This is a genomic window from Mycolicibacterium arcueilense (assembly GCF_058536225.1).
Genome location: NZ_JBZTYL010000007.1, coordinates 1434769 through 1459287, shown reverse-complemented (window position 1 = coordinate 1459287; position 24519 = coordinate 1434769). Strand labels below are relative to the sequence as shown.

At 67.0% G+C, this 24519-nt stretch carries 26 protein-coding genes; 10 read left to right on the top strand and 16 right to left on the bottom strand.

The annotated features are described in order from the left end of the window. Positions 1 to 23: 23 nt before the first annotated feature. From AC4LGL_RS11295 to AC4LGL_RS11280, 4 genes are all read right to left on the bottom strand, one after another. Positions 24 to 2276, bottom strand: coding sequence for a polyribonucleotide nucleotidyltransferase (locus tag AC4LGL_RS11295; protein WP_491838771.1), 2253 nt, complete (start codon positions 2274 to 2276; stop codon positions 24 to 26). A 304-nt stretch (positions 2277 to 2580) separates the two neighbouring features. Continuing rightward, entirely contained in the window at positions 2581 to 3054 is a 474-nt protein-coding gene (gene lppU / locus AC4LGL_RS11290) for an LppU family putative lipoprotein (protein WP_491839333.1), read from the bottom strand. Positions 3055 to 3091: 37 nt separating this feature from the next. After that, complete coding sequence (gene rpsO / locus AC4LGL_RS11285) at positions 3092 to 3361, bottom strand: 30S ribosomal protein S15 (protein ID WP_055113116.1); 270 nt, start codon at positions 3359 to 3361, stop codon at positions 3092 to 3094. Positions 3362 to 3482: 121 nt separating this feature from the next. After that, entirely contained in the window at positions 3483 to 4469 is a 987-nt protein-coding gene (locus AC4LGL_RS11280; protein WP_491838770.1) for a bifunctional riboflavin kinase/FAD synthetase, read from the bottom strand. An 80-nt stretch (positions 4470 to 4549) separates the two neighbouring features. Here AC4LGL_RS11280 and mntR point away from each other — a divergent pair, with 80 nt between their 5' ends. The 3 genes from mntR (at position 4550) to AC4LGL_RS11265 (ending at position 7735) form a co-directional block, all read left to right on the top strand. Then, positions 4550 to 5275 (top strand): manganese-binding transcriptional regulator MntR, encoded by a 726-nt coding sequence (mntR, locus tag AC4LGL_RS11275; protein ID WP_055113112.1) that lies wholly within the window; start codon positions 4550 to 4552, stop codon positions 5273 to 5275. A gap of 76 nt (positions 5276 to 5351) precedes the next feature. After that, the gene (locus tag AC4LGL_RS11270) at positions 5352 to 6521 is read left to right on the top strand and encodes an LLM class flavin-dependent oxidoreductase (protein WP_491838769.1); all 1170 of its coding nucleotides are present in this window, start codon (positions 5352 to 5354) and stop codon (positions 6519 to 6521) included. Beyond that, positions 6518 to 7735 (top strand): SfnB family sulfur acquisition oxidoreductase, encoded by a 1218-nt coding sequence (locus tag AC4LGL_RS11265; protein WP_491838768.1) that lies wholly within the window; start codon positions 6518 to 6520, stop codon positions 7733 to 7735. Before AC4LGL_RS11270 ends, AC4LGL_RS11265 begins: the two co-directional genes overlap by 4 nt. Before the next feature lie 7 nt (positions 7736 to 7742). On the opposite strand, the gene truB is transcribed toward AC4LGL_RS11265, so the two are convergent. From truB to pptH, 3 genes are read right to left on the bottom strand one after another with little or no spacing between them, the layout of a single operon-like run. Then, complete coding sequence (truB, locus tag AC4LGL_RS11260; RefSeq protein ID WP_491838767.1) at positions 7743 to 8636, bottom strand: tRNA pseudouridine(55) synthase TruB; 894 nt, start codon at positions 8634 to 8636, stop codon at positions 7743 to 7745. Then, positions 8633 to 9307, bottom strand: a complete 675-nt coding sequence (gene pptT, locus AC4LGL_RS11255) for a 4'-phosphopantetheinyl transferase PptT (RefSeq protein ID WP_491838766.1) — start codon at positions 9305 to 9307, stop codon at positions 8633 to 8635. Before pptT ends, truB begins: the two co-directional genes overlap by 4 nt. Further along, on the bottom strand, positions 9304 to 10263 hold the full coding sequence (pptH, locus tag AC4LGL_RS11250; protein ID WP_491838765.1) for an ACP phosphodiesterase PptH: 960 nt from the start codon (positions 10261 to 10263) through the stop codon (positions 9304 to 9306). The genes pptT and pptH overlap by 4 nt, the downstream gene beginning before the upstream one ends. Positions 10264 to 10424: 161 nt before the next feature. Between pptH and AC4LGL_RS11245 the strand changes: the two genes are divergently transcribed. Together AC4LGL_RS11245 and AC4LGL_RS11240 are read left to right on the top strand one after the other, a co-directional pair. Continuing rightward, positions 10425 to 11021, top strand: a complete 597-nt coding sequence (locus AC4LGL_RS11245) for a DUF3558 domain-containing protein (protein ID WP_491838764.1) — start codon at positions 10425 to 10427, stop codon at positions 11019 to 11021. 48 nt (positions 11022 to 11069) lie between these two features. Further along, positions 11070 to 12707: a CocE/NonD family hydrolase gene (locus AC4LGL_RS11240; RefSeq protein ID WP_491838763.1), complete on the top strand. Its 1638-nt coding sequence runs from the start codon at positions 11070 to 11072 to the stop codon at positions 12705 to 12707. Positions 12708 to 12787: 80 nt separating this feature from the next. Here AC4LGL_RS11240 and AC4LGL_RS11235 read toward each other — a convergent pair whose 3' ends face one another. Together AC4LGL_RS11235 and AC4LGL_RS11230 are read right to left on the bottom strand one after the other, a co-directional pair. After that, positions 12788 to 13336 carry a DUF1802 family protein gene (locus AC4LGL_RS11235; protein ID WP_491838762.1) on the bottom strand — a complete coding sequence of 183 codons (549 nt, stop codon included), beginning with the start codon at positions 13334 to 13336 and terminating at the stop codon, positions 12788 to 12790. After that, complete coding sequence (locus AC4LGL_RS11230; RefSeq protein WP_491838761.1) at positions 13333 to 13596, bottom strand: DUF2277 domain-containing protein; 264 nt, start codon at positions 13594 to 13596, stop codon at positions 13333 to 13335. Before AC4LGL_RS11230 ends, AC4LGL_RS11235 begins: the two co-directional genes overlap by 4 nt. A 22-nt stretch (positions 13597 to 13618) precedes the next feature. Between AC4LGL_RS11230 and AC4LGL_RS11225 the strand changes: the two genes are divergently transcribed. Then, positions 13619 to 14374 (top strand): enoyl-CoA hydratase, encoded by a 756-nt coding sequence (locus AC4LGL_RS11225; RefSeq protein WP_491838760.1) that lies wholly within the window; start codon positions 13619 to 13621, stop codon positions 14372 to 14374. 5 nt (positions 14375 to 14379) lie between these two features. Here the strand turns inward: AC4LGL_RS11225 and AC4LGL_RS11220 are convergent, their stop codons facing one another. After that, positions 14380 to 14817: a MerR family transcriptional regulator gene (locus AC4LGL_RS11220; protein ID WP_055113100.1), complete on the bottom strand. Its 438-nt coding sequence runs from the start codon at positions 14815 to 14817 to the stop codon at positions 14380 to 14382. A gap of 45 nt (positions 14818 to 14862) precedes the next feature. Between AC4LGL_RS11220 and AC4LGL_RS11215 the strand changes: the two genes are divergently transcribed. Continuing rightward, the gene (locus AC4LGL_RS11215) at positions 14863 to 15480 is read left to right on the top strand and encodes a class I SAM-dependent methyltransferase (protein WP_491838759.1); all 618 of its coding nucleotides are present in this window, start codon (positions 14863 to 14865) and stop codon (positions 15478 to 15480) included. 150 nt (positions 15481 to 15630) lie between these two features. On the opposite strand, the gene AC4LGL_RS11210 is transcribed toward AC4LGL_RS11215, so the two are convergent. The 3 genes from AC4LGL_RS11210 to AC4LGL_RS11200 all read right to left on the bottom strand — a co-directional run bounded on the left by AC4LGL_RS11210 (position 15631) and on the right by AC4LGL_RS11200 (position 17868). Then, positions 15631 to 16329 carry an anti-sigma factor gene (locus AC4LGL_RS11210; RefSeq protein ID WP_491838758.1) on the bottom strand — a complete coding sequence of 233 codons (699 nt, stop codon included), beginning with the start codon at positions 16327 to 16329 and terminating at the stop codon, positions 15631 to 15633. Then, the gene (gene sigK, locus AC4LGL_RS11205) at positions 16326 to 16889 is read right to left on the bottom strand and encodes an ECF RNA polymerase sigma factor SigK (RefSeq protein WP_491838757.1); all 564 of its coding nucleotides are present in this window, start codon (positions 16887 to 16889) and stop codon (positions 16326 to 16328) included. The genes AC4LGL_RS11210 and sigK overlap by 4 nt, the downstream gene beginning before the upstream one ends. An 85-nt stretch (positions 16890 to 16974) precedes the next feature. Continuing rightward, the gene (locus AC4LGL_RS11200) at positions 16975 to 17868 is read right to left on the bottom strand and encodes a cyclopropane mycolic acid synthase family methyltransferase (protein ID WP_491838756.1); all 894 of its coding nucleotides are present in this window, start codon (positions 17866 to 17868) and stop codon (positions 16975 to 16977) included. Between the two features lie 240 nt (positions 17869 to 18108). Between AC4LGL_RS11200 and AC4LGL_RS11195 the strand changes: the two genes are divergently transcribed. From AC4LGL_RS11195 to AC4LGL_RS11185, 3 genes are all read left to right on the top strand, one after another. After that, entirely contained in the window at positions 18109 to 19023 is a 915-nt protein-coding gene (locus AC4LGL_RS11195) for a metal-dependent hydrolase (protein ID WP_491838755.1), read from the top strand. Between the two features lie 148 nt (positions 19024 to 19171). Beyond that, positions 19172 to 20113 carry a PDR/VanB family oxidoreductase gene (locus AC4LGL_RS11190; protein ID WP_491838754.1) on the top strand — a complete coding sequence of 314 codons (942 nt, stop codon included), beginning with the start codon at positions 19172 to 19174 and terminating at the stop codon, positions 20111 to 20113. A 58-nt stretch (positions 20114 to 20171) separates the two neighbouring features. After that, positions 20172 to 21572, top strand: a complete 1401-nt coding sequence (locus tag AC4LGL_RS11185; protein WP_491839332.1) for an FAD-dependent oxidoreductase — start codon at positions 20172 to 20174, stop codon at positions 21570 to 21572. Positions 21573 to 21639: 67 nt separating this feature from the next. Here the strand turns inward: AC4LGL_RS11185 and AC4LGL_RS11180 are convergent, their stop codons facing one another. The 3 genes from AC4LGL_RS11180 to rbfA are packed head-to-tail and all read right to left on the bottom strand — an operon-like array spanning position 21640 to position 24507. After that, on the bottom strand, positions 21640 to 22974 hold the full coding sequence (locus AC4LGL_RS11180) for an MATE family efflux transporter (protein WP_491838753.1): 1335 nt from the start codon (positions 22972 to 22974) through the stop codon (positions 21640 to 21642). A gap of 32 nt (positions 22975 to 23006) precedes the next feature. Beyond that, the gene (locus tag AC4LGL_RS11175; RefSeq protein ID WP_491838752.1) at positions 23007 to 24011 is read right to left on the bottom strand and encodes a DHH family phosphoesterase; all 1005 of its coding nucleotides are present in this window, start codon (positions 24009 to 24011) and stop codon (positions 23007 to 23009) included. Then, entirely contained in the window at positions 24004 to 24507 is a 504-nt protein-coding gene (gene rbfA, locus AC4LGL_RS11170) for a 30S ribosome-binding factor RbfA (RefSeq protein ID WP_135362295.1), read from the bottom strand. Before rbfA ends, AC4LGL_RS11175 begins: the two co-directional genes overlap by 8 nt. Between the last annotated feature and the right edge of the window lie 12 nt (positions 24508 to 24519).

Here is a 24519-nt window from a genome sequence, read left to right as displayed (position 1 = left end):
CGCCTTGTGTCGAGCTGAGGTGATCAGGACTCGGCAGCAGCGGCGTCGGCCGTGGCCGGAGCGCCGTCGGCAGCCGGATCCGCCTTCTCCGCAGTCTCTTCGTCAACCAGCACCAGCGAGATCTTGCCGCGGTTGTCGATGTCGGCAATCTCCACGCGGAGCTTGTCGCCGACCTTCACCACATCTTCGACCTTGTTGATCCGCTTGCCGCGGCCCAGCTTGGAGATGTGGACCAGGCCGTCACGACCCGGAAGCAGCGACACGAACGCACCGAAGTCAGTGGTCTTGACCACGGTTCCGAGGAACCGCTCACCGATCTTGGGCAGCTGCGGGTTGGCGATGGCGTTGATCTTGTCGATCGCGGCCTGCGCGGCTTCGCCGTTGGAGGCACCGACGAACACCGTGCCGTCATCCTCGATCGAGATCGACGCGCCGGTCTCCTCGGTGATCGAGTTGATCATCTTGCCCTTGGGCCCGATGACCTCACCGATCTTGTCGACCGGAACCTTGATCGTGGTGATCCGCGGTGCGTAGGGGCTCATCTCATCGGGGGCGTCGATGGCCTCGGCCATCACGTCCAGGATGGTCAGGCGCGCGTCCTTGGCCTGGCTCAGTGCGCCCGCCAGCACCTTCGAGGGGATGCCGTCGAGCTTGGTGTCGAGCTGCAGCGCGGTGACGAAGTCCTTGGTGCCTGCGCACTTGAAGTCCATGTCGCCGAAGGCATCCTCGGCGCCGAGGATGTCGGTCAGCGTCACGTAACGGGTCTCGCCGTTGACCTCGTCGGAGACCAGGCCCATGGCGATGCCGGCCACCGGCGCCTTGAGCGGCACACCGGCGTTCAGCAGCGACAGGGTCGAGGCACACACCGAACCCATCGAGGTGGAACCGTTGGAGCCCAATGCCTCCGACACCTGACGGATCGCGTACGGGAACTCCTCGACGCTCGGCAGCACCGGAACCAGCGCACGCTCGGCCAGCGCACCGTGGCCGATCTCGCGACGCTTGGGCGAGCCGACGCGGCCGGTCTCACCGGTCGAGAACGGCGGGAAGTTGTAATGGTGCATGTAGCGCTTGGAGGTCTCGGGCCCCAGCGAGTCGATCTGCTGGGCCATCTTGACCATGTCCAGCGTGGTGACACCCATGATCTGGGTCTCGCCGCGCTCGAACAACGCGCTGCCGTGCGCCCGCGGGATGATGGCGACCTCGGCCGAGAGCGCCCGGATGTCGGTGACGCCACGGCCGTCGATGCGGAAGTGGTCGGTCAGGATGCGCTGGCGCACAAGCTTTTTGGTCAGCGAGCGGTACGCCGCGCCGATCTCCTTCTCGCGGCCGGCATAGGTGTCGCCGAGACGCTCGAGCACCTCGACCTTGATCTCGTTGGTGCGGTCGTCGCGCTCGTGCTTGCCCGCGATGGTCAGTGCCTCCGACAGCGCGTCGGTGGCCACCGCGGCCACGGCGTCGTAGACGTCTGCCTCGTAATCCGGGAACAGCGGGTACTCGGCGATCTCCTTGGCAGCCTTCTCCGCCAGCGCAGCCTGGGCATCGCACAGCGTCGCGATGAACGGTTTGGCCGCCTCAAGGCCCTCGGCCACGACGGCCTCGGTGGGAGCCTGGGCGCCGCCGGCGACCAACTCGATCACGTTCTCGGTGGCTTCGGCCTCGACCATCATGATCGCGACGTCGTCGCCCACCTTGCGGCCCGCGACGACCATGTCGAAGACAGCCTTCTCCAGCTGCTCGACGGTCGGGAAGGCGACCCACTGGCCCTCGATCAGGGCGACGCGCACGCCGCCGACCGGGCCGGAGAACGGCAGGCCGGAAATCTGCGTCGACGCCGACGCGGCGTTGATGGCCAGCACGTCGTACAGATCCTTCGGATCCAGGCTCAGCACCGTCACCACGACCTGGATCTCGTTACGCAGACCGCTGACGAACGACGGGCGCAGCGGCCGGTCGATCAGGCGACAGGTCAGGATCGCATCGGTCGACGGACGGCCCTCACGCCGGAAGAACGAGCCGGGGATCCGGCCCGCGGCGTACATCCGCTCCTCGACGTCGATGGTCAGCGGGAAGAAGTCGAAGTGGTCCTTCGGCGTCTTGCTGGCCGTGGTGGCGCTCAGGAGCATGGTCTCGTCGTCGAGGTAGGCGACGACGGAGCCGGCGGCCTGCTGCGCAAGCCGCCCGGTCTCGAAACGGATGGTGCGGGTGCCGAAGCTCCCGTTGTCGAGGGTTGCGGTGGATTCGAACACACCGTCTTCAAGTTCAACTACAGACATAGAGTCCGTTGGCCTCTTTCGAATTCATTCAACTGTTTTCGCGGCGTCACGGTGGCGATACGCCACGGGCCCTGGATACGGCTACGGCCGTCGATCGAAGCGGCCGGATGGACCCCGCAGAGATGATCCCTGTGTCGGGGTTCCGGCAGCCACTACCGAAGACCGCCCGTCCGGCGGGCCCGATATGACTCGCAGGAACAGCGCCCGCGGTTCGCGGGTGCCGCACCTGTGTTCAGCGCAGATTCCAGCCACTGAACGCCCTCATGTTACACGGGAGCAACGGCCCAACAGCCATCCGTGCCAGCTAGGACACGTCCTCCACGCATACGGTGAACTGGCGTTCCGAGTAAGCGTAGCCCACCCCGCTGGCGCACTGATCGACGTTCGACACCCCGCGCAGAACCTCGGTGGCCCGTTGCCGGTGCGGCGCAGACGAATCCGCGCAGTCCACCCGATACGGGTCTTTGTCGTTCTCCGGATCGATGCTCATACAGCCGCCGGCGATCCAGTCGATGTCCAGACAGAGCGTCTGGGTCTCGTCACTGAAGGCGCTGCGCACCGAGTAATAGGTGTCGACGTCGACTGGGCACTGGTCGCTGTCCGTGACGGTGGAGATGACCTTGTAGTTCGACGCGTCGCTGCCGCACTCGGCGCGGCTGGAATCCGGGCGCTCGTACGTGCCGCTCATCTTCAGGCACTCCCCTGCCTTCATGTCCGCGGCCGCAGCGGACGAGCATGCGGTCAAACCGCCGATGAAAAGTAGCGCGGCTGCCCCCAGAGGGGCAGCCGCGGTAAGTGTTGGCACTGACGCCGCGTCAGCGACGCAGCCCGAGGCGCTCGATCAGCGAGCGGTAGCGCGCCACGTCAACCTGGGCGACGTACTTCAGCAGCCGGCGACGACGGCCGACGAGCAGCAGCAGACCGCGACGCGAGTGGTGGTCGTGCTTGTGCTGCTTGAGGTGCTCGGTCAGATCCGAGATCCGCTTGGTCAGCAGGGCGACCTGGGCCTCCGGCGAACCGGTGTCGGTCTCATGCAGACCGTAGCTGGTCAGGATTTCTTTTTTCTGCTCGGCAGTAAGCGCCACGAAAGTAACTCCATCATTTCAGTCCCGCGAACATATTCTCGGCACAGCCACCGCGGACTGCAGCGTGCGCCGGATCGGCCGAAAGTGTAGCACCGCGGCGAGCCGCGAAATAAATCCCGAGTCAGTGTGAACTCAGAATCGTGCGTGCCTTGTCGGCGTCCCGCTTCATCTCTGCGACCAGTTCTTCCACCCGGTCGAACTTTTCCATGCCCCGGATCCGGGACACGAAATCGACCGCGACGTGCTGGCCGTACAGGTCGGCCTCGGTATCGAGCACGAACGCCTCGACCGTGCGGGTTCGTCCGGAGAAGGTCGGGTTGGTGCCCACCGACACCGCGGCCTGATACCGCTCGCCGGGGATCACGGTGCCCATCACCGGCCCGTGCCCCAGCACGGTGAACCAGGCGGCGTACACCCCGTCCGCCGGAATCGCCGAGAACATCGGTGGTGCCACGTTGGCGGTCGGGAACCCCAGTACCCGACCGCGCCCGTCGCCGCGCACCACCACGCCTTCGACGCGGTGCGGACGGCCCAGGGCTTCGGCGGCGGCCACGACGTCACCGGCATCGACGCAGGACCGGATGTATGTCGAGGAGAAGGTGACCCGCTCGTCGCGATGCTCGGCATCGAGCGATTCGGTGACCAGCGACATGCTCTCGACCGCGAAGCCGAACCGCTCCCCTGCCTTGCGCAGCATCGCGACATTCCCGGCGGCCTTCTTGCCGAAGGTGAAGTTCTCCCCCACCACCACTTCGAGCACGTGCAGGTCTTCGACCAACAACTCGTGGATGTAGCGCTCGGGGGTGAGCTTCATGAAATCCGAGGTGAACGGCATGACCAGGAATACGTCCACACCGAGTTCCTCGACCAGCTCGGCACGCCGGGTCAGCGTGGTCAGCTGTGCCGGATGACTGCCCGGAAACACCACCTCCATCGGATGGGGATCGAAGGTCATGAGAACCACCGGTACTCCGCGTGATCGGCCGGCTTTCACCGCATGGCTGATCAACTCTGCGTGTCCGCGGTGAACCCCGTCGAACACCCCGATGGTGACTACACACCTGCCCCAGTCCGTGGGGATCTCGTCCTGCCCACGCCAGCGCTGCACGCGATCAGCCTACGACCCGAACGCGCCGGGGTCTGCTCTAGATCCCCCGATCAGGTGATGATTGCCTAAACTTTCCTACTGTGAGTCCAGACGGTAACCACCAAGACCTCTCCACGGTTGCCCAGGACTATCTGAAAGTCATCTGGACGGCCCAGGAATGGTCTCGCGAAAAGGTCAGCACAAAACTGCTGGCCGAGCGGATCGGCGTGTCGGCATCCACGGCGTCCGAATCCATTCGCAAACTCGCCGACCAGGGCTTGGTCCACCACGAGAAGTACGGCGCGGTGACGCTGACCGATGCCGGCCGGCGCGCGGCGCTGGCGATGGTCCGCCGGCACCGGCTGATGGAGACGTTCCTGGTCCAGGAGCTGGGCTACGGCTGGGACGAGGTGCACGACGAGGCCGAGATCCTCGAGCACGCGGTGTCCGACCGGATGCTGGACCGGATCGACGCCAAGCTGGGCCACCCCACCCGCGATCCGCACGGAGATCCGATCCCGGCCGCCGACGGCCAGGTGCCCACGCCGCCGGCCCGCCAGCTCTCGGCCTGCCAGGACGGCGACGCCGGCACGGTGGCCCGGATCTCCGATGCCGATCCGGAGATGTTGCGGTATTTCGACAGCGTCGGGATCAGCCTCGATTCGCGGGTCCGGGTGGTGGCGCGGCGCGATTTCGCCGGCGTGATCTCGGTGGCCGTACAAAGTCCGGGTAAGGCCGGCAGCGCCGCCACCGCGGGAGACGACACCAGCGTCCAGGTCGAGCTGGGCAATCCGGCGGCCGAGGCGATCTGGGTCGTCGCGAGCTGATCGCCCCTGCGGAGACACGATCACCGCGATTTTTACCCGTGTGCAATAGCCTTTTCGGCACCAAGATGTCCTGTTCGTGACTGTCTCTCTGCACTGGTTCCTACCCACCTACGGCGACAGCCGGCTCATCGTCGGCGGCGGCCACGGCACGCCCGCCGGTTCTGCCGGCGGCGACCGCGAGGCCTCGATCGACTACCTGGCCTCGATCGTCCGCTCGGCCGAGCGGTTCGGTTTCACCGGCGCGCTGATCCCGACGGGTGCCTGGTGCGAGGACGCCTTCATCACCGCGGCGCTGCTGGCCCGCGAGACTACGTCGCTCGCGTTCCTGGTGGCCTTCCGCCCAGGCCTGGTGAGCCCGACGCTGTCGGCGCAGATGGCCGCGACGTTCGCCCGACATGCACCCGGCCGGATCCTGCTCAACGTCGTCGTCGGCGGCGAGGCACACGAGCAGCGGGCCTTCGGCGACCACCTGGACAAGGACGCCCGGTATGCACGTTGCGACGAGTTCCTCGACGTGGTGCGCCGGTTGTGGGCCGGCGAGACCGTGACCCACAAGGGTGAGTACATCGACGTCGAGGAGGCCTCGCTGGCCCTGCCCCCGACCCCGGTTCCGCCGCTGTACTTCGGCGGCAGCTCGCAGGCCGCCGGCCCGGTGGCGGCCCGGCACTCCGACGTCTACCTGACCTGGGGCGAGCCGCCGGCCGCGGTGCGGGAGAAGATCGAGTGGATCCGGGCGCTCGGCGAGGAGCAGGGACGCAAGCTGCGATTCGGTATCCGCCTGCACACCATCTCGCGGGACACGTCCGAGGAGGCGTGGGCCCAGGCCGATCGGCTGGTCGCCGCGCTCGACGAGGAGACGGTAGCCGCCGCACAGGCCGGGTTGTCCCGCAGCCAGTCCGAGGGTCAGAAGCGCATGCGTGCCCTGCACGAGGCCAACCGCGCCAACGGCACCTGGAGTGACGCCCGCAGCCTGGAGATCGCGCCCAATCTGTGGTCGGGCGTCGGTTTGGTGCGGGGCGGGGCAGGCACCGCGCTGGTCGGGTCGCACACCGAGGTGGCCGACCGGATCGCCGAGTACGCCGAGATCGGCATCGACGAGTTCATCTTCTCGGGCTATCCCCACCTGGAGGAGTTGTTCTGGTTCGGCGAGGGTGTGGTGCCGATCCTGCGGGAGCGCGGGCTGTTCGGCGGAGGCGCACAAACCGGTGCGCCCGCGTCGATCCCCTTCGTCGGTGCACCGCGATGACCGATCTGGCCGGCGCCACCCGCATCACGTCGGTGGAGACGGCGCTGGGCGCGGCGGCGCGGTTGTCGAGGTCGTTCGCCGAAGCCGCCGGCGCCCGTGACGCGCACCGGATCCTGCCGCACGAGCAGGTTCAGGCGCTCAAGGAGTCAGGCCTGCTGGCGCTGACCGTGCCGACCGAGTACGGCGGGCTCGACGTGCCTGTGTCGGTGCTCGCCGAGGTGTTCCGTCTACTGGCGCACGGTGATCCGTCGATCGCACAGATCCCGCACTCGCATTTCACGTTCCTGGAGGCCCTGCGGCTGCAGGGCACGCCGGCGCAGCAGGCCTATTTCTACGGGCTGGTACTGGACGGGGCGCTGTTCGCCAACGCCCAGTCCGAACGGGGTCCTCATCCCGTCGACGTGGACACCACGACGCTCACCGCCTCGGGCTCGGGCTATCTGCTCGACGGCCGCAAGTACTACTCGACGGGAGCGTTGTTCGCCGACTGGCTGATCGTGCGGGCGTCGCGCTCCGATGGCTCGGGGCTGGTGCCGACGGCCGCCACGCCCAAGGCCATCGCGTTCGTCCCCCACGATGCCCGTGGGCTCGAGGTTGTCGACGACTGGGATGGCATGGGCCAGCGGACCACGGCCTCGGGCACCGTCACGCTCGATGCCGTCGAGGTGCCGGCGGAGCACGTCGTCGAGTTCAGCCCGATCTTCACGCGGCCCACGGTCTACGGGGCGCGGGCTCAGCTGTTGCACGCGGCCCTGGACGTGGGCATCGCGACAGCCGCGCTGGAGGAAGGGGTGCGTCAGGCGGCCAACGCCCGTCCGCATTTCGAGGCGTCGGTGTCCAGCGCCGTCGAGGATCCGACCCTCGTACAGGTCGCCGGTGAGCTGACGGTGACGGTGCGGGGCGCTCAGGCGTTGCTCGCCGAGGCGGCCCGGCAGGTCGACGCGGCCCGCGCCGATCTCACCGAGGACAGCGCCGCGGAGGCCTCGATCGCGGTCGCGATCGCCAAGGTGGCCGCCGCCCGGGCCGCGGTGGAGGCCGGCAGCGCACTGTTCGAATTCGGCGGCACCCGCAGCGCCTCGGCGTCGGGCAACCTGTCGCGGTACTGGCGTGACGCCCGCACCCACACGCTGCACGATGCCACGCGCTGGAAGATCCGCCACATCGGCAACTACACGCTTTCCGGCACGAATCCGCCTCGCCACGGCCAGCTTTGAGCGCCGATTACAGGGTTGCGGGCCGCAGCACCACCACGTTCTTGGTGCGTGACGAGCCTTCCTGCAGCAGTGCGATGACCCGCCCGTCGGGCGCGGTGGCGGCGTAGACCCCGTCGATGCCAGCCGGGGTGAGCGCCCGGCCGTGCCGGGTGTCCTCGGTTTCCGCGTCGGTCAGGTCGCGGCGCTGAAACCCCACCAGGCAGGCCTCGTCGAGCGAGTAGCTCAGCCGCGCCTCCTCGGCGAGCTCGTCCAAGGTGCGGGCCTCGTCGAGGCCGTACCGACCGACCTTGGTACGCCGCAGCGCCGTCAGGTGCCCACCTACGCCCAGCGCCACACCCACGTCGCGAGCCAGGGCGCGGATATAGGTCCCCGAGGAACAGTCCACCTCGACATCAACGTCGACGAAGTCGTCCACCCGCCGGACGGCGAGGACTTCGAACCGGCCGATGCGTACGGGCCGGGCGGCCAGCTCGACGGTCTGCCCTTCGCGGGCCAGCTTGTAGGCCCGCTGACCGCCGACCTTGATGGCGCTGACCGCCGAGGGCACCTGTTCGATGTCTCCGCGCAACGCCCCGACCGCTGCCTCGATCTGCGCACCGGTCACGCCTACCGCTGAGACCGACTGCAGCACTTCACCTTCGGCATCTTCGGTCGTGGTGGTCTGCCCCAGCCGGATCGTTGCCGAATACGACTTGTCGGTGGCGGTGAGCAGACCGAGGATCTTGGTGGCGCGTTCGATCCCGACCACCAGCACCCCGGTCGCCATCGGGTCGAGCGTGCCGGCATGACCGACCTTGCGGGTGCCGAACAGTCGCCGACACCGCCCCACTACGTCATGGCTGGTCATACCGGCCGGCTTGTCGACGATCACCAGGCCGGGGTCCGGAACCGGTCGGCTCACAGCACGATCGCCGTCAACGTGACGCCGTCGCGCACCGACCAGCGGCCGGCCAGGGCGGTCAGCGGCGGCCCGTGTTCGGCGGCCGGGTCGATGAGGATCTGGGAACGAAACGTTCCGGCCGTGCCCGACCCGTCCACCCCGAACGTGATGTGGGCATCCTCGAACCCGAGCCAACGATGGGTCAGCGGGTACCAGGCCTTGTAGGTGGCCTCCTTGGCGCAGAACAGGATTCGGTCCCAGTGCAGACCGTCCGGCAGCCCGCCGAGCTCGGAGCGCTCCAACGGCAGCGAGATGGCGCCCAGCACCCCGTCGGGCAGCACGTCGTGCGGTTCGGCGTCGATGCCGACGGAGCGGACACCGCCAACCCGGCCGACCACCGCGCCGCGGAAGCCCTGACAGTGCGTCAGGCTGCCGACGATGCCGTCGGGCCAGCACGGCTCGCCCTTGTCCCCCTTGAGGATCGGGACCGGCCCCACACCCAGCTCGCCCAACGCCTGGCGGGCGCAGTAGCGCACCGTGGTGAACTCGTTGCGCCGCTTGGCCACCGCGCGGGCCACCAGTTCCGCTTCCTCCGGCAGCGCCGTCAGACCCGGCGGGTCGTCGTACAACTCGGCCGCCGCGAGCTTGTCGGGCATGTCGGGCAGCACCTGCCCCAACAACGTTCCGCTCATGCGCGCCTCGCCTTGATGCGTTCCTGCATCTGCTGTGCGTGGGCGCGCATCTCGGCCGTGATCTGGAAATGTCCGCCGAACTCGTTGAGATACCCGGGCGTGTAATTGGGGTCCGGCAGGATCTGGCGCAGCCAACGGAAGGGTTTGCGGCGGCGCCACTCCCGCGGATAACCGACCGAAACCTCTTCGAAGCGCACATCGTCGTACCACGTGGTGCGGGGAATGTGCAGGTGACCGTATACCGAGCAGATCGCGTTGTACCGGGTGTGCCAGTCCCTGGTGGCCGTCGTACCGCACCACAACGAGAACTCCGGATAGAACATCGCATCGCAGGGTTCGCGGACCATCGGAAAGTGGTTGACCTGAACCGTCGGGGTCATCCAGTCCAGGTCTTCGAGTCGCTTGCGGGTGGCCGCCACCCGCTCACGGCACCAGGCATCGCGGGTCGCGTAGGGCTCACTGGACAACAGGAACTCATCGGTGCCGACGACGTTCCGGTCCCGGGCGATGGCCAGCCCCTCGGCCTTGGTCGAGGCTCCCTCGGGCAGGAAGGTGTAGTCGTAGAGCAGGAACATCGGCACGATCGTGGCCGGGCCACCCTGTTCGGTCCACACCGGGAACGGGTGCTCGGGCGTGATGACACCCATCTGGTCGCACATGTCGACCAGATAGTCATAGCGGGACCGGCCGAAGATCTGCATCGGGTCCTTGTTCGTGGTCCACAGTTCGTGGTTGCCCGGAACCCAGATGACTTTCGCGAACCGCTTGCGCAGCAGGTCCAGAGCCCAGCGGATCTCATCCGTGCGCTCCCCGACATCACCCGCGACGATCAGCCAATCGTCCGGCGAGGCCGGATACAGCGACTCGGTCACCGGCTTGTTCCCGTTGTGACCGGTATGCAGATCGCTGATCGCCCACAGAACCGGCTGCCGGTCCCTCGATTCGTGATCAATCATCACAGTTGCACCACCACAACGGACCAGCCTAACCGGGCGGCGCGACGGCGGGCCGTTGACAACTAGAACAGGTTCTCGTTTATGGTCGAGTCCGTCGCGACGGACCGCTACACTCCCCGCAAGCCGGGGATCGTTTTGCCACCAAACTACGAGGGGGTGTGATGGCCGCCAAGTTGCGCCTACTTTCGGCTTCGACAGGGCTGGTTGCGGCGTTGGTCGCGGCGGTGCTCGTGGTGTGGCAGCCGAGCCAGACCGAAGGCGCAGCCTCGGGCCCGCTCCAACTCGACGTCACCGACCTCCCGATGACCAACGTGTCCACCACGATCAAGTGGCCGGTCGTCGAGACCACGGACCCCTCACCGTTCGATCCCTGCAACGACATTCCGTTCGACGCGGTCCAGCGGATCGGCCTGGCCTATACCCCGCCGGAGCCCGAGGACAGCCTGCGCTGCCACTACGACGCCGGCAATTACCAGATGGCCGTCGAAGCGTTCGTGTGGCGCACCTACGAGCAGACCATCCCGGCCGACGCGGTCGAGTTGGACGTCGACGGTCACCGGGCGGCCCAGTACTGGATCATGAAGCCGACCGACTGGAACGACCGGTGGTGGGTCACCTGCATGATCGCCTTCAAGACCAGCTACGGCCTCATCCAGCAGTCGCTGTTCTACTCGCCGGTCCACTCCCCGGATCGGCCGGACTGCCTGCAGATCAACCTGCAGCGGGCCCACGAACTCGCGCCGTACTACAAGTTCTGAGCACCACCGAGTCCGAGCACCGCGGCGGTGCATCCGTAACCTGGTTGCGTGAGCAAGTTCCGCCGGTACGCCGGTAAAACGGTCAGCAAGGTTCTGGGTCTGCCGCCGCAGACGACCGACTTCACGGTGCAGCACGGGCTGCGGGTGCCGATGCGCGACGGCGTCGAGCTGATCGCCGATCACTACGCACCCGTCACCGACCGTCCCGCGGGCACTCTGCTGGTGCGCGGGCCGTACGGCCGTCGCTTCCCGTTCTCGCCGCTGTTCGCTCAGGTGTACGCGGCGCGCGGCTATCACGTGGTGCTGCAGAGTGTGCGCGGCACGTTCGGCTCGGGCGGGCAGTTCACGCCGATGGTCCACGAAATGGCCGACGGCGCCGACACCGTGGCCTGGCTGCGCGACCAGCCGTGGTTCACCGGCTCGTTCGCCACCGTGGGCCTGTCCTACCTCGGCTTCACCCAGTGGGCGCTGCTGGCCGATCCGCCGCCGGAGATGAAGGCCGCCGTCATCACCGTCGGCCCGCACGACTTCAGTGCATCCTCCTGGGGCACCGGTTCGTTCTCCCTCAACGACTTCCTCGGGTGGAGCGCGATGGTCGCCCGCCAGGAGGAACCCGGCGTGCTGCAGGCCCTGTCGCGGCAGCTGCGCGGGCCCGCCGAGCTCGCCAAGGCGACCGCCGGTCTGCCCATGGGCGCAGCCGGCCGTCAGCTGCTCGGCACCGGCGCACCGTGGTACGAATCCTGGCTGGAACATCCCGAACGCGACGATCCGTTCTGGGACCTGCTGCGGTTCGACGACGCATTGCAGCAGGCCGAGGTGCCCATCCTGCTGCTCAGTGGATGGCAGGACCTGTTCCTCGACCAGACCTTGGAGCAGTACAAGCAGCTGCACCGGCGCGGTGTCCCGGTGGCGTTGACGGTCGGTCCGTGGACTCACACCCAGCTGATGACCAAGGGACTCACCACCGTGGTCGGCGAATCGCTGGACTGGCTGGGCGCCCACCTGGCCGGTCACGGCGAGACCAGCCGCAGCACTGTCCGGATCCATGTCAACGGGCGCGGCTGGGTGGAGCTGGCCGACTGGCCGCCGGTCATGCCGGAGCACGAGTTGTTCCTGCAGCCGACGGGTCGCCTGACCGATAGCGCGCCGCCGGACACCGCCCCGGCGTCATCATTCACCTATGACCCCGCGGACCCGACGCCGACCGTCGGCGGCCGACTGCTGGCCGCGGCCGGCGGATACCGCGACGACACTCGACTGGCCCGGCGCAACGACGTGCTGACGTTCACCGGCGATCCGCTTCCGGCCGATCTGTATGTAGCCGGAAACCCGGTCGTCGAACTGGCCCACAGCTGCGACAACCCACATCACGACATCTTCGTCCGGATCAGCGAGGTGGACGCAAAAGGCCGGTCCCGCAACGTGTCCGACGGGTTCCTCCGGTTGAACGATCACACCGGGCCGGTTCGGCTCGAGCTCGACGCCGTCGCACATCGCTTCGCTGCGGGGTCACGGATCCGGCTGCTGATCGCCGGCGGCTCACATCCACGCTTCGCCCGTAACCTGGGCACCGCCGAGCCGCCGATCTCCGGTTCTCAGCTGGTACGGGCCGCCCATACCGTGCATCACGGTCAGGGCGGGGTTTCGCGGGTGGTGTTGCCGGCCGGCCCGGTGCCGCCGGCGTGAACATAGGCCCCCGACCGAAGAACAACGCGGCGAATTACGGTCACCTCGGGACTGCAACTCGCCGCACAAGCGGGTAGCCCTCAGCCGACTGAGGTTCGAACCCGCTCGGCGACGCCGCGCAACATCGCGTCGTCGTGCACCGGCAGGCCCCAGTCCGCCTGCACCGCAAGGTCAACCCAGCTCTTACACCCGGCGAACTCGGGCGTGCGCGCCAACTGAATCGGCGTGCGCAACGGAGCCACCTGGACGACCAGGACGGTCAGGCGGTGTTTGGGGCGGAAATCGAGGCGGTCGGCCCGCACCGATCCGGCGGTCCAGATGTGCAGGTCGGCCAGGTCGTCGATCGACTCGGGACGGTTGACCTCGACTGCGGCAACGACTTTCGCTCCGGCGCGAACCGTCACGGCGTCCTCGGTGCTGTCGGCGGACGCCTCAGCGAGCAGGTCATGGTGTTCGAGGCGCACCCGTTCGGCGTGGCTGTGCGCGATCGTCGGGAAAAGCACGAATTCCGGTGCGGCTACCGAGAACCGTTTTTCGTGGATGCCGCCCTTGCGCAGCAGCACGGTCTGTCGACCGTCGAGCAGCGCATGTACGGCCGCGCTCCACTCCTTGAGCGCTGGTTGGGTCACGTTGCCAGCCGGGCCCGAACGTCTGGACGACGCAGTGGCGGGACAGTCTTGGGTGGCTGCCGGCGCGGAGCCAGCCCGTCGAGCAGCCGGGTGGTCGTGGCGGTGACCTCGGCGACGGCGGCCTCGAACGCCTCGACGTTGGCGCCGGCCGGACGGGTGATCCCGCTGACCTTGCGCACGTACTGGCGCGCCGCGGCCTCGATTTCTTCGTCAGTGGCGGCGGGCTCCAGCCCACGCAACTCGGTGATATTGCGGCACATGCCCCCACGATAGGTTGATCGGATGAGTGATGACGTCCTGCTGATCGACACCACCGACCGGGTTCGCACCCTGACGCTGAACCGGCCCCAGTCACGCAACGCGCTCTCGGCGCAGTTGCGCACCGAGTTCTACGCTGCGCTGCGCGACGCGCAGGCCGACGATGACGTGGACGTCGTGATCCTCACCGGCGCCGATCCGGTGTTCTGCGCGGGCCTGGACCTCAAGGAACTCGGCAACACCACCGAGCTGCCCGACATCTCCCCCAAGTGGCCGGCCATGACCAAGCCGGTGATCGGGGCCATCAACGGCGCCGCGGTCACCGGTGGCCTGGAGCTGGCGCTGTACTGCGACATCCTGATCGCCTCCGAGCAGGCCAAGTTCGCCGACACCCACGCCCGGGTCGGGCTGTTGCCGACCTGGGGCCTGAGCGTGCGCCTGCCGCAGAAGGTCGGGGTGGGCCTGGCCCGGCGGATGAGTCTGACCGGCGACTACCTCTCGGCCACCGAGGCGCTGCGCGCCGGCCTGGTCACCGAGGTCGTCCCCCACGACGAATTGCTGCCCACGGCCCGCCGGGTGGCCGCCTCGATCGTCGCCAACAATCAGGCTGCGGTCCGGGCGCTGCTCGCGTCGTACCACCGCATCGATGAGTCCCAGACCGATCAGGGGCTGTGGATCGAAGCGGCCTCGGCCCGCGCCTGGATGGCTACGGCGTCGGGTGACGACATCGCAGCCAGCCGTAGCTCCGTGATCGAGCGGGGACGCGCGCAAGTGCGCTGAGAGGGTCAGTCCACGAGCCACCCGGCCTGGTCGTTGGCAAGTTCCTCGACGCTCATCCCATCGACGAGCCGGTCCAGCGCGCCGATCATCGTGTCGCATTCACGTGCCGGGTGATCTTTGGGGCAACGCAACGCATGAGTCAGAAACTGTTGCGCCCCTTGCGCTTGCGCTATCACCCGATCCAGCGCGGCGATCTGCTCGCGCACCGTCTCGCGCCACTGCTCACTCGGCGCGTCCAGCACCGCGGCCGCGGTGTCGAGCGGAAGACCCAACCGGTTCACAATCTTGAGCAATGCGAGCCGGCGCAGCTCCTCGGGCCCGTACATCCGCTTTCCGGCCTGCCGCTGCCGCGGGGACACCAGCCCACGTTCGTCGTAGTACCGCAACGCCGACGGGCTCATCTGCAGCCTCGCCGCGGCGTCGCCGATCGGGATCAGGTCCATGCCGCCATTTGACTTCAACCCACCTTGAACCGGCAAGGTCTACCTATGAACGCCGCGCGTGCGATCAATCACCATGCCGACCACCCCGGCTTTTCGGGCGTCACCGGGGTGTTGTGCGGGCTGGCCTTCCTCCTGGTGGGCCGGGCGAAGGCCCGGTTGGCCGCCGACATCGCGCAACTCTCGTCGGCAGACCATGTCGTGGACGTCGGTTGCGGACCGGGCACCGCCGCCCGGGTGGCCGCCCGCCGCGGAGCGCAGGTGACCGGCGTCGATCCCTCGTCCACCATGTTGCGCATCGCCCGGATGGTCACGCCGAAACGCGCACCCATCACCTGGCGCGAGGGCACCGCAGAAGCACTGCCCGTGCCGGGCGGTTCTGCGACGGTGGTGTGGGCGCTGGCCACCGTGCACCACTGGCAGGACGTCGACAAGGCGGTCGCCGAGGCCCACCGCGTGCTGGTACCGAGCGGACGGTTGATCGCGATCGAGCGTCAATCACCGGTCGACGCCACCGGATTGGCCAGCCACGGCTGGACGCAGCAGCAGGCCGAGGCGTTCGCTGCCGTGTGTCGCGACGCCGGATTTGACGACGTCTCAGTGGCCGAGAACGGCAGCGGCAAGCAGGCCGCCTGGGTGGTCAGCGCTACACATCGTCCTCTCTAGTCCCGGTGTAGCGAGCCGCCCGAGCTGAGTTGCCGCTGTCCCGAGTCCATCTCGACCACCCGGCAAAATGAATCGCTTGTCTCTCGGACCTGCTGGCACACTTGCCCGCGCCGGCCGACGAAGATCAGCCTGCGCGGCGGTCCCCCAGGGTCACTCAAGCGGCAGTTGGACGAATATCTGCCCGGTAGGCTGCTCCGAGCCGGACCCCGGCTCTACCGTGAACGCCAGGGTATTGGCGGTGCCGAGATCGAGGACCGTGTCGGTCGCGGACGGACCCACGGCCGCAGCACTGAGTGTGCCGGCCGACCTCGGCTTCCCGCCGTCCAGCAGCCACATCTGGTAGACGGTGTCGGCGGCGGGTGGAGCAACGCCGTTCATGACCAGCACCGCGGCGTCACGTTCCCGCGAGTAGACGACCGTAGCCGTACCGCCGGCCGGAATGACCCCGCTGACAGACCGTACGTCCGCGGCGCCGAACACCTGCTCGGCCACCGACGGAGCCGGCGGCGTCGGCCGCAGCGCAATGCCCGCGCCGAACGAAGCGATCGCGATCACCACAGCCGCAGCAGCCGCCAACACCGCTGGGCGCCAACGCTTCCGACGCGACGACGAGTTCGCGGCAGCCAGTATCCGCTGGCGCAGGCGTGCCGGGGGTTCGACGGCGGTCACGTTCGAGAGAATGGCCATGGTCTCCCAAATGCCCTGTACCTCTTCGCCGAAGGCCGAAGCCACGTCCGCGGGCGCGCCGTCGACTCCGCGTTCGATCTCGGCGCGCTCGCGGTCCGAGACCGCGTCCAATGCGTAGAGCGCCGCCAACTCCAGCAGTTCGGACCCGTCCGCCTCTGTCATGTCGCCCCCAAACACCGGCGGAGGCTCAACAGGCCAGAGCGGATCCGTGACTTCACGGTGGCGAGGTTGACCGCAATCCGCTCTGACACCTGGGGATAGGTCAAACCGCGGTAGTACGCCAATTCGATGCACCGGCGCTGTGCGTCGGACAGCGCGTCCAGACACTCGACCACTTGGCGATGTTCCTCTGACAGCGCGGCCGCGTCTACCACGATGTCAACAGGCGGCTCACCAGACATCGCTGCATATTTGGAATCGCGACGACGGGCGGCCTGCTCGGCGCGGACGCGATCCACCGCACGCCGATGCGCCAGCGTAATCAACCATGCCGCCGCAGAGCCCGCCGAAGGATCGAAAGACGCTGCGCTCCGCCATACCTGAAGGTAAACCTCCTGTGTGGTTTCCTCGCTATAGCCGCGATCGCGAAGGACCCGGCTGACCAATCCGAAAACCCGCGCACGGGTGTGGTCGTAGAACATCGCGAATGCCACGACATCGCCTCGGGCCACCCGGCGCAGCAGGTCGTCGAGGTCGCTGTCCGACCGCGGTGAATCTGCCATCACGCGTGAGAGTCTCGGCCGAGGTGGCAGATGACCGGCCGAAATGGACCACTTGCCAGGACAATCCGGAGCGCTGATCGATTTTTCACCGTCCCGCGCTCTCGTCCATGAAGAACTGGCACTTCTCCAGAGTGAACTGGACGACGTCCACCTGGCCCTTCCGGAACAGGTCCGCGCAGCCCGTCAGATATTTCATGTAGCGCCGGTAGACCTCCTCCGACTGGATCTCGACCGCACGTTGTCTGTTGGCCTCCAACGCGGTCGCCCAGCAATCCAGCGTTGTCGCATAGTGCGGTTGCAGTGATTGTTCGCGGGTCAACGCGAAGCCACTCTCGATCGCGTGCTCATCCACCATCGGCGCAGAGGGCAGCTGACCGCCCGGAAAGATTTCGGTCAGGATGAACTTGATGAACCGAGCCAGCTCGAAGGTGATCGGCACCCCCAACCGGCGGGCATCGTTGGGATGCAGTCCGCAGATCGTGTGAAGCAACATCACGCCGTCGGACGGCAGCGCCTGATGAGCCATCCGGAAGAAGGCCGGATAACGCTGATGACCGAAGTGTTCGAATGCTCCGATCGAGACGATCCGATCGACCGGCTCGTCGAACTCCTCCCAGCCGGCTAATCGCACGCTTCTGCGTCGAGGGCTGTCCATCGCATCGAACATCGTCTGCACGTGTGCAGCCTGGTTCTTGGACAAGGTCAACCCGACGACGTCGACGTCGTAGCGTTCGATCGCCCGCCTCATGGTGGCTCCCCAACCGCAGCCGATGTCAAGCAACGTCATTCCCGGCTCGAGCCCCAGCTTGCCGAGTGCCAGGTCGATCTTGGCCAGCTGTGCTTCCTCCAAGGTCATGTCGTCACGCTCGAAGTAGGCGCAGCTGTAGGTCTGTGTCGGGTCGAGGAACAGCCGGAAGAAGTCGTCCGACAGGTCGTAGTGGGCCTGTATGTCCTCGAAGTGCGGCGTCAAGCTGGGCATATTCGAATCCACCTATCTGACACGTGCGGATGAGCGCGCCGGTTCATCAGTTCCGCGCAGGTAATTCGGAGCCGACACCCTCGCGGATCATTTCGACTTGGTCGCTCGCACCCTCATCCGCGAGGACCATCGCTCCGAATATCAGTTGAGGGCGGACGTTGGGTACCGACCTCTAGACGACTGGAGACGTCCATGGCCTCAGCGCGACAATGCAGTGGTTCACCTGCACGTCGAACTCGCGTGCCAGCTCAACATCAGACCGCATCGGGTGCGGACCGCTTCGCCCCCGAGGAGGTGGCGTTGCGCCCGAGGCGAGTTCACGTCCAGTTGGATGCGGCGCCATTGCATTGGATCCCAGAGGATCCGTACGCCTCGCACATCGTGACGGCACTCAACTTGTTTCTGCCGGTTGCCGAGCGGTGGTTCAGCAGACTGCTCTCCGATGCCTTGGAGCACGTGCGAGACGAGCACCTGAGGGAGGAGATCATCGGCTTCATCGGCCAAGAAGCCGTACACGCCAACACTCACGACGAGGTCCTGGTCGAATTTGTGCGGCGACACGGAATTGATCCCGAGCCTTTTCATCGCCAGTTGCAATGGATAGCGGACCAGTACGACCGGCGGGTATCCACAGCCAGTTCAGACAAGCGGCGCAAAGCACTCGCCTCGGGCACGCATGCGCTCTGCGCCGCAGAGCATTTCACCGGTGTGTTGGGGCACTGGGCACTGAACAATTCCTGGGACGACATGGGCGTCGACCCGATGTTGTGTGACCTCTATCGGTGGCACGGCGCCGAGGAGGTAGAGCACCGTCACGTCTCGTACAACGTCGCAAGATACTTCGGCATGGATTTCATCGCCCAGGCCGTGTCGGGTGTCCTGGTCAGTGTCGTGTTCTTCACGCTGCTGCTGCGTGGAACGAAGTTCCTGGTGCACAAGGATCCGGTATTGCCGAACCTGGGGTACGCCCGGATCTTGTGGCAGCTGCGTGCCTCGGGTAAGCGCGGAGCTGTCCCGACCGCGGGTTTCATGATCCGCAGCGGGCTGCGCCTCCTCAAGCCCGACTACCACCCCGTCGACGAGGGCGTCACGGCACAAGCGGTTGCGTACCTGGCCACCTCACCTGCGGTGCGCGCTGCCCATGTACATCGGTGAACCGCCACCTGGGCTTTACCGGTCGGATCGTCCAGACGTCATCGTTCGGTTGGCCGCGACAGCCGTTTCCCACTTCGTATCGACGGTGATGCGTCTGGGAGGAGATGGAGAGCTGCCTGAACTCAGACACGCCGCAAACCGTAAGAGCGTGCTCGTAGCGGACCGACGCAGCGTCGCGCGCGACGACACCGTCGTCGAGCTCACCCTGACATCCCACGACGGCTCGACTCTGTGCCGATGGCACCCGGGCGCACACATCGACCTTCATCTGCCGTCGGGGCGCACCCGGCAGTACTCACTATGCGGGGACCCACACCGCACGCAGGAGTATCGGATCGCCGTGCGCCGGATCCCCGGAGGCAGCGGTGGGTCGGTGGAAGTCCATGGCCTGGACGTGGGTCAGACCGTCGAGATCAGTGATCCGCGTAACGCATTCACGATGGCTGTGCCAGGTTCTGGCTCCAAGGCCGCGAAAATCCGTTTCATCGCGGGCGGAATTGGTATCACACCCATCCTGCCGATGGTCCGTCTCGCCGAGCGCCTCGACGTGCCGTGGTCGTTGTGTTGCACGGGACGGCGACGAGACAACCTGCCGTTCCTGGATGAACTCGCAGCCTGGGGAGACCGGGCGCAGGTGCACACCGGTGACGAGCATGGGCGGCTGACCGCGAGCGAACTCCTCGACGGGGTGGACGACCAGAAAGCGGTCTACCTGTGTGGTCCGCCATCGATGGTGGAGACTGTCCGCCGGGTCGTACCGCTCGATTCAGGCATGGAGTTGCACGTCGAGCGTTTCTCACCGCTGTCGGTGGTCGACGGGATTCCGTTTGAAATCGAGCTGGCGCGTAGCGCCAGGATTGTGCAGGTCGGCCCAGACCAGACCGCGCTTCAGGCCCTGCGGGCGGCCGTGCCCAACGTGGGCTACTCGTGCCGGCAAGGGTTCTGCGGAACCTGCGTCCAGCGGGTCATTGCCGGCGACGTCGAGCATCGCGACGCGCTCCTCACCGACCAGCAACGCGAGTCCGGACAGATGCTCGTTTGTGTCTCCCGGGCCGAATCCATTTCCGGACGGCTCGTCCTTGACCTATAGCCGAGATTCGACAGGAAGGGTGCGGTGACATGTTGGCCAGTCTGCGGGGGTACCAGTGCTGATCAGAACGCTCGACCGTCCTTCGAACCACGCCGTGGTCATCGGCGGCAGCATCGCCGGCCTTTGTGCAGCTCGTGTGCTGGCCGACCACTTCGACCGTGTCACTCTGTACGAACGCGATGAACTGCCCGACGAACCTGTCAACCGCCCGGCGATACCCCAAGGTCAGCATGTTCACCTCCTGATGGCGCGGGGAGCGCAGGAACTCGAACGCCTCTTTCCAGGACTGCTGGATGACATGGCCGGCGCCGGCGTTCCTGTCGTCCACAATCAGCCGGAGTCAATTCATTTCGCTGCGGCCGGACATATCCTCGGCACCGGGAAAGGGCTGCAAAACAGCTTCACCGCGTACGTGCCAAGCCGCGGACAACTCGAATGGCAGATCCGCAGGCGCGTCAACGCGATTCCGTCGGTCGGGCTGGAACAGCGAGCGGTGGCGTACCCGCAGTTCGATCCTGACACCAATCGGGTCACCGGAGTGGTCCTCCACGACAGCGAGCGGGTGCCTGCTGACCTCGTCATCGACGCCTCAGGCCGCGGTAGTCGCCTACCAGTGTGGCTGCAGCAGTGGGGCTTTGACCGACCGAGGGTAGATGAGGTCCACGTCGGGGTCACATACGCCTCGCACCGGGTCCGGATTCCACCCGGCCTGATCGCGGAGAAAATGGTGCTGGTCAGTGCAACTCGGGACCGGCAGCTCGGCATGGGCATGTTGTTCCACGAGGACAGCACCTGGACCGTCACGACATTCGGAGTGGCGAAGACCGAACCTCCACGTGACTACGCCGGGATCTGCCGATTGGCCGAGACCCTGCTACCGCCGCACATCAGTTCGGCTGTGCAAGCAGGAGAACCGCGCGGCGCCATGATGTTTCACCGCTATCCCACCTGCAAATGGCACCGATACGACAAGCTGTCCAGACTGCCCAGTGGAATACTGCCATTCGGCGATGCCGTCGCGAGCCTCAATCCCACTTTCGGCCAAGGCGTGACGATGACGACTATTCAAGCCGGCAATCTACGTGCAGTCCTCGGCAGCGGATCGACGGATGTTGCTGCCCGGCTGGCACATGCGACGGCACGATCCACCTATCCGGTGTGGCTCATGAACGCAGTCGCCGATCATGCCGAGCATGGCGCCCAGGGTCACCGTCCGTGGTGGTACAGGCCGCTGTACGGCCTGTTCGATCAGTTCCTCGCCGCAGCGGAGACAGACCCGGTGCTGGCCGAATGGTTTCTCCGGCGCACCAGCCTGCTCGACAGTCTCTACCTGGCACCATCGCCTCGGCTCGTCGGGCGCGCCGTCCGCAACAACGTCCGGACGTGGCTGTCCGAACGCACCGCCACGGGGCCGACTGCCCGTGTGGTCAGACAATCTTCGACCGACCTGTCACGGTGATCGCCCTGGACGCCAACCAACTTCGCCATCATCGCGCGGCCTCTTGCCGACCTGGGTTCGTTTGGGCCTAACCGGCCCCGGGCACCAGCCAACGACCTGAGAACGCCCGCCAACCGACGAAGATCAACCTCAGCACCATGAACGTGCTCAACCCCGACCAGATGCCGAACAGGCCCCAGCCGTAGATGAGCGACAACCAGATCAGCGGCAGGAAGCCGACCAGCGCGCTGGCCAGCGTGGCGTTGCGCATGAATTTGGCGTCGCCCGCACCCAACAGCACACCGTCGAGGGCGAAGACGATTCCCGCCACGGGCAATTGGGCCACCAGGAACCACCACGGCACCCTGATCGCCTCCAGCACCGATTGATCGTCGGTGAACACCGGCGGCAGTACCGAGGAGCCGACGGCGAACACCAGGGCCAGCACCACGCCGGCCATCGTGGAGAACAGCGTCACCCGCCACGCCACGCTCTTGGCATGCGCCAGTTGACCCGCTCCCAATGCCGCGCCGACGAGTGACTGCGCGGCGATGGCGAGCGAATCAAGCACCAGTGCAAGGAAACTCCACACCTGCAGGACAACCTGATGGGCCGCCACGGCCGCCGCACCGAACCGGGCAGCGACGGCTCCGGCCGACAGGAAGCAGGCCTGGAACGCCATCGACCGCACCAGCAGATCGCGGCCCATGGTCAACTGGGCACGCAGCACCGCGGGCTGAACCCGTAGCGCCACCTTCTCACTCAGCAGGGCCCGCAGGAACAACAGCGCCGCGACCCACTGCCCCACCAGGTTGGCCACCGCAGACCCAGCCAGCTCCAGCCGTGGCAGACCCAGCCAGCCGTAGACCAGCGGCGGGCAGAGCACCGCTGACACGGCGAACCCGAACACCACGTAGCGCAGCGGCCGGACCGTGTCCTGTACCCCGCGCATCCAGCCGTTGCCTGCCAGCGACACCAGGATCGCCGGGGCGGCCAGGATGGCGATCCGTAGCCACGGCAGTGCGGCGTCGGCGATGTCAGAGCGTCCCGCGATCGCCGACAGCAGCGGCACCGCCGCCGCTTGTACCACCGCGATGATCAGGAGCCCCAGACCCAATGCCAACCAGGTGGCCTGGACGCCTTCGCCTACGGCGGACTGCCGGTCACCCGCCCCGAACATGCGGGCCGAGCGCGCCGTGGTGCCGTAGGACAGGAACGTGCCCTGGGAGTTGACCAGGCCGAGGATCAGGCCACCGATCGCCAGGCCGGCCAGGCTGAGCGCGCCCAGCCGCCCGACGATGGCGATGTCGAAGAGTAGGTAGATCGGCTCGGCGGCGAGCACACCGAGTGCCGGAAATGCCAGGCCGGCGATCCGGCGGGTGGTGGCCGGCGTGACGGGAATGTCGCCTTCGGGTTCAACCATGTGACGGCCCGGGAACGGCGTGCCGTACGGGGTCAGGCAAGAGCTTGCGCAAGCGCCTGCACGACGTCATCGGCGGGCCCGGCGGCCGAGTACCCGGCCGCGTGCGGGTGGCCGCCGCCCCCGAATGAGCTGGCGACCGTGGCCAGGTTCAGCGACTTGGCCCGCATCGACACCGACCAGTGTTGCGGCTCAATCTCTTTGAACACCGCGGCGACTTCTGCCTGCTGGGTGGTGCGCACGATGTCGACGATGCTCTCCACTTCCTCGGGCCGGGCGCTGGACCATTCGTCATGCGGCACCACGGCATACACGAGTCCACGGCCGCCTACGGCACCCGGGAGCAGCCGCGCCGAAGCCAGCACCCGCGACAGCATCGGCAACCATGCGAACGGATGGGTGTCGAGCAGGGCGCGGCTGATCGAGGCGTTGTCGACCCCGAGTTCGACCAACCGGGCCGCCAACCGGTGTGCCCGCGCGGTCGCCCAGCGGAACGAGCCGGTGTCGGTGGTCAGCCCGGCGTACAGACAGTGCGCCACCCGTTTGTCGATGGGCTTGTCCCAGGCGTCGAGAAGTTCGGCCACCAGCATCGTGGTGGAATCCGCCGTCGGGTCGACGTAGTTGGCGGTGCCGAACAGCTGGTTGGACGCATGGTGGTCGATGACCAGGACCTCACGGCCGGCAACGGCCAGTCCCGCCAGCGCACCGAGCCGGTTGACGCTCGGGATGTCCACTGTGACAACCAGATCAGCGTCATCCCGGATGGTGTTCGGCGAGACCATCAGATGCCCGCCCGGCAGTGTCTGCAGGGATTCGGGCAGCTGGTCGGGAGCCGCGAAGGCTACCTCGACCTGCTTGCCGGCGTCGTCGAGCACCTGCGCGAGGGCCAGCCCGGCGCCGATGGTGTCGGCATCGGGATAGACATGGCACACCACGCTGATACTCGTCGCGTCGGAGAGAAGGTCGGCTGCCGCACGCGCGTCGACACGCTGACCGGAAGGGCACCCGTTGGGAGCCCCCGAATGAGCACTTTCAGTCATCCGTTCGATCGCGGTCACCGGCATCCTCTGTGTCTGCCCCGTCGGCAAGCCCGTCCATGTCTTCCGCCCCGCTCACACGGTACGGGTCCTCATCACCGGCGTGCTTGGCACCCTGCCGAACTCTCGCCAGATCCTCGTCCGCAGCCCGCGCCCGAGCCAGCAGCTCCTCCATCCGGTGCGCCGCATCGGGCACGGTGTCGCGGACGAACGCCAGGGTCGGGGTGAATCGCACCCCGGTCCCGGCGCCCACCTTGGTCCGCAATACGCCCTTGGCCTTCTCCAGCGCCGCCGCCGCGCCGGCATAGTCCGGCTCGTCGTCGAGCGAGGATCCCAGCACCGTGTAGTAGAGCGTGGCGTCGTGCAGATCGCCCGTCATCTTCGCGTCGGTGATGGTGACCCCCGCCAGGCGGGGATCCTTGATCTCGTACTCGATCGCTGAGGCGACGATGGTGGAGATCCGTTTGGCGAGCCGCTTGGCCCGTGCGGGATCAGCCATTATTCGGACACC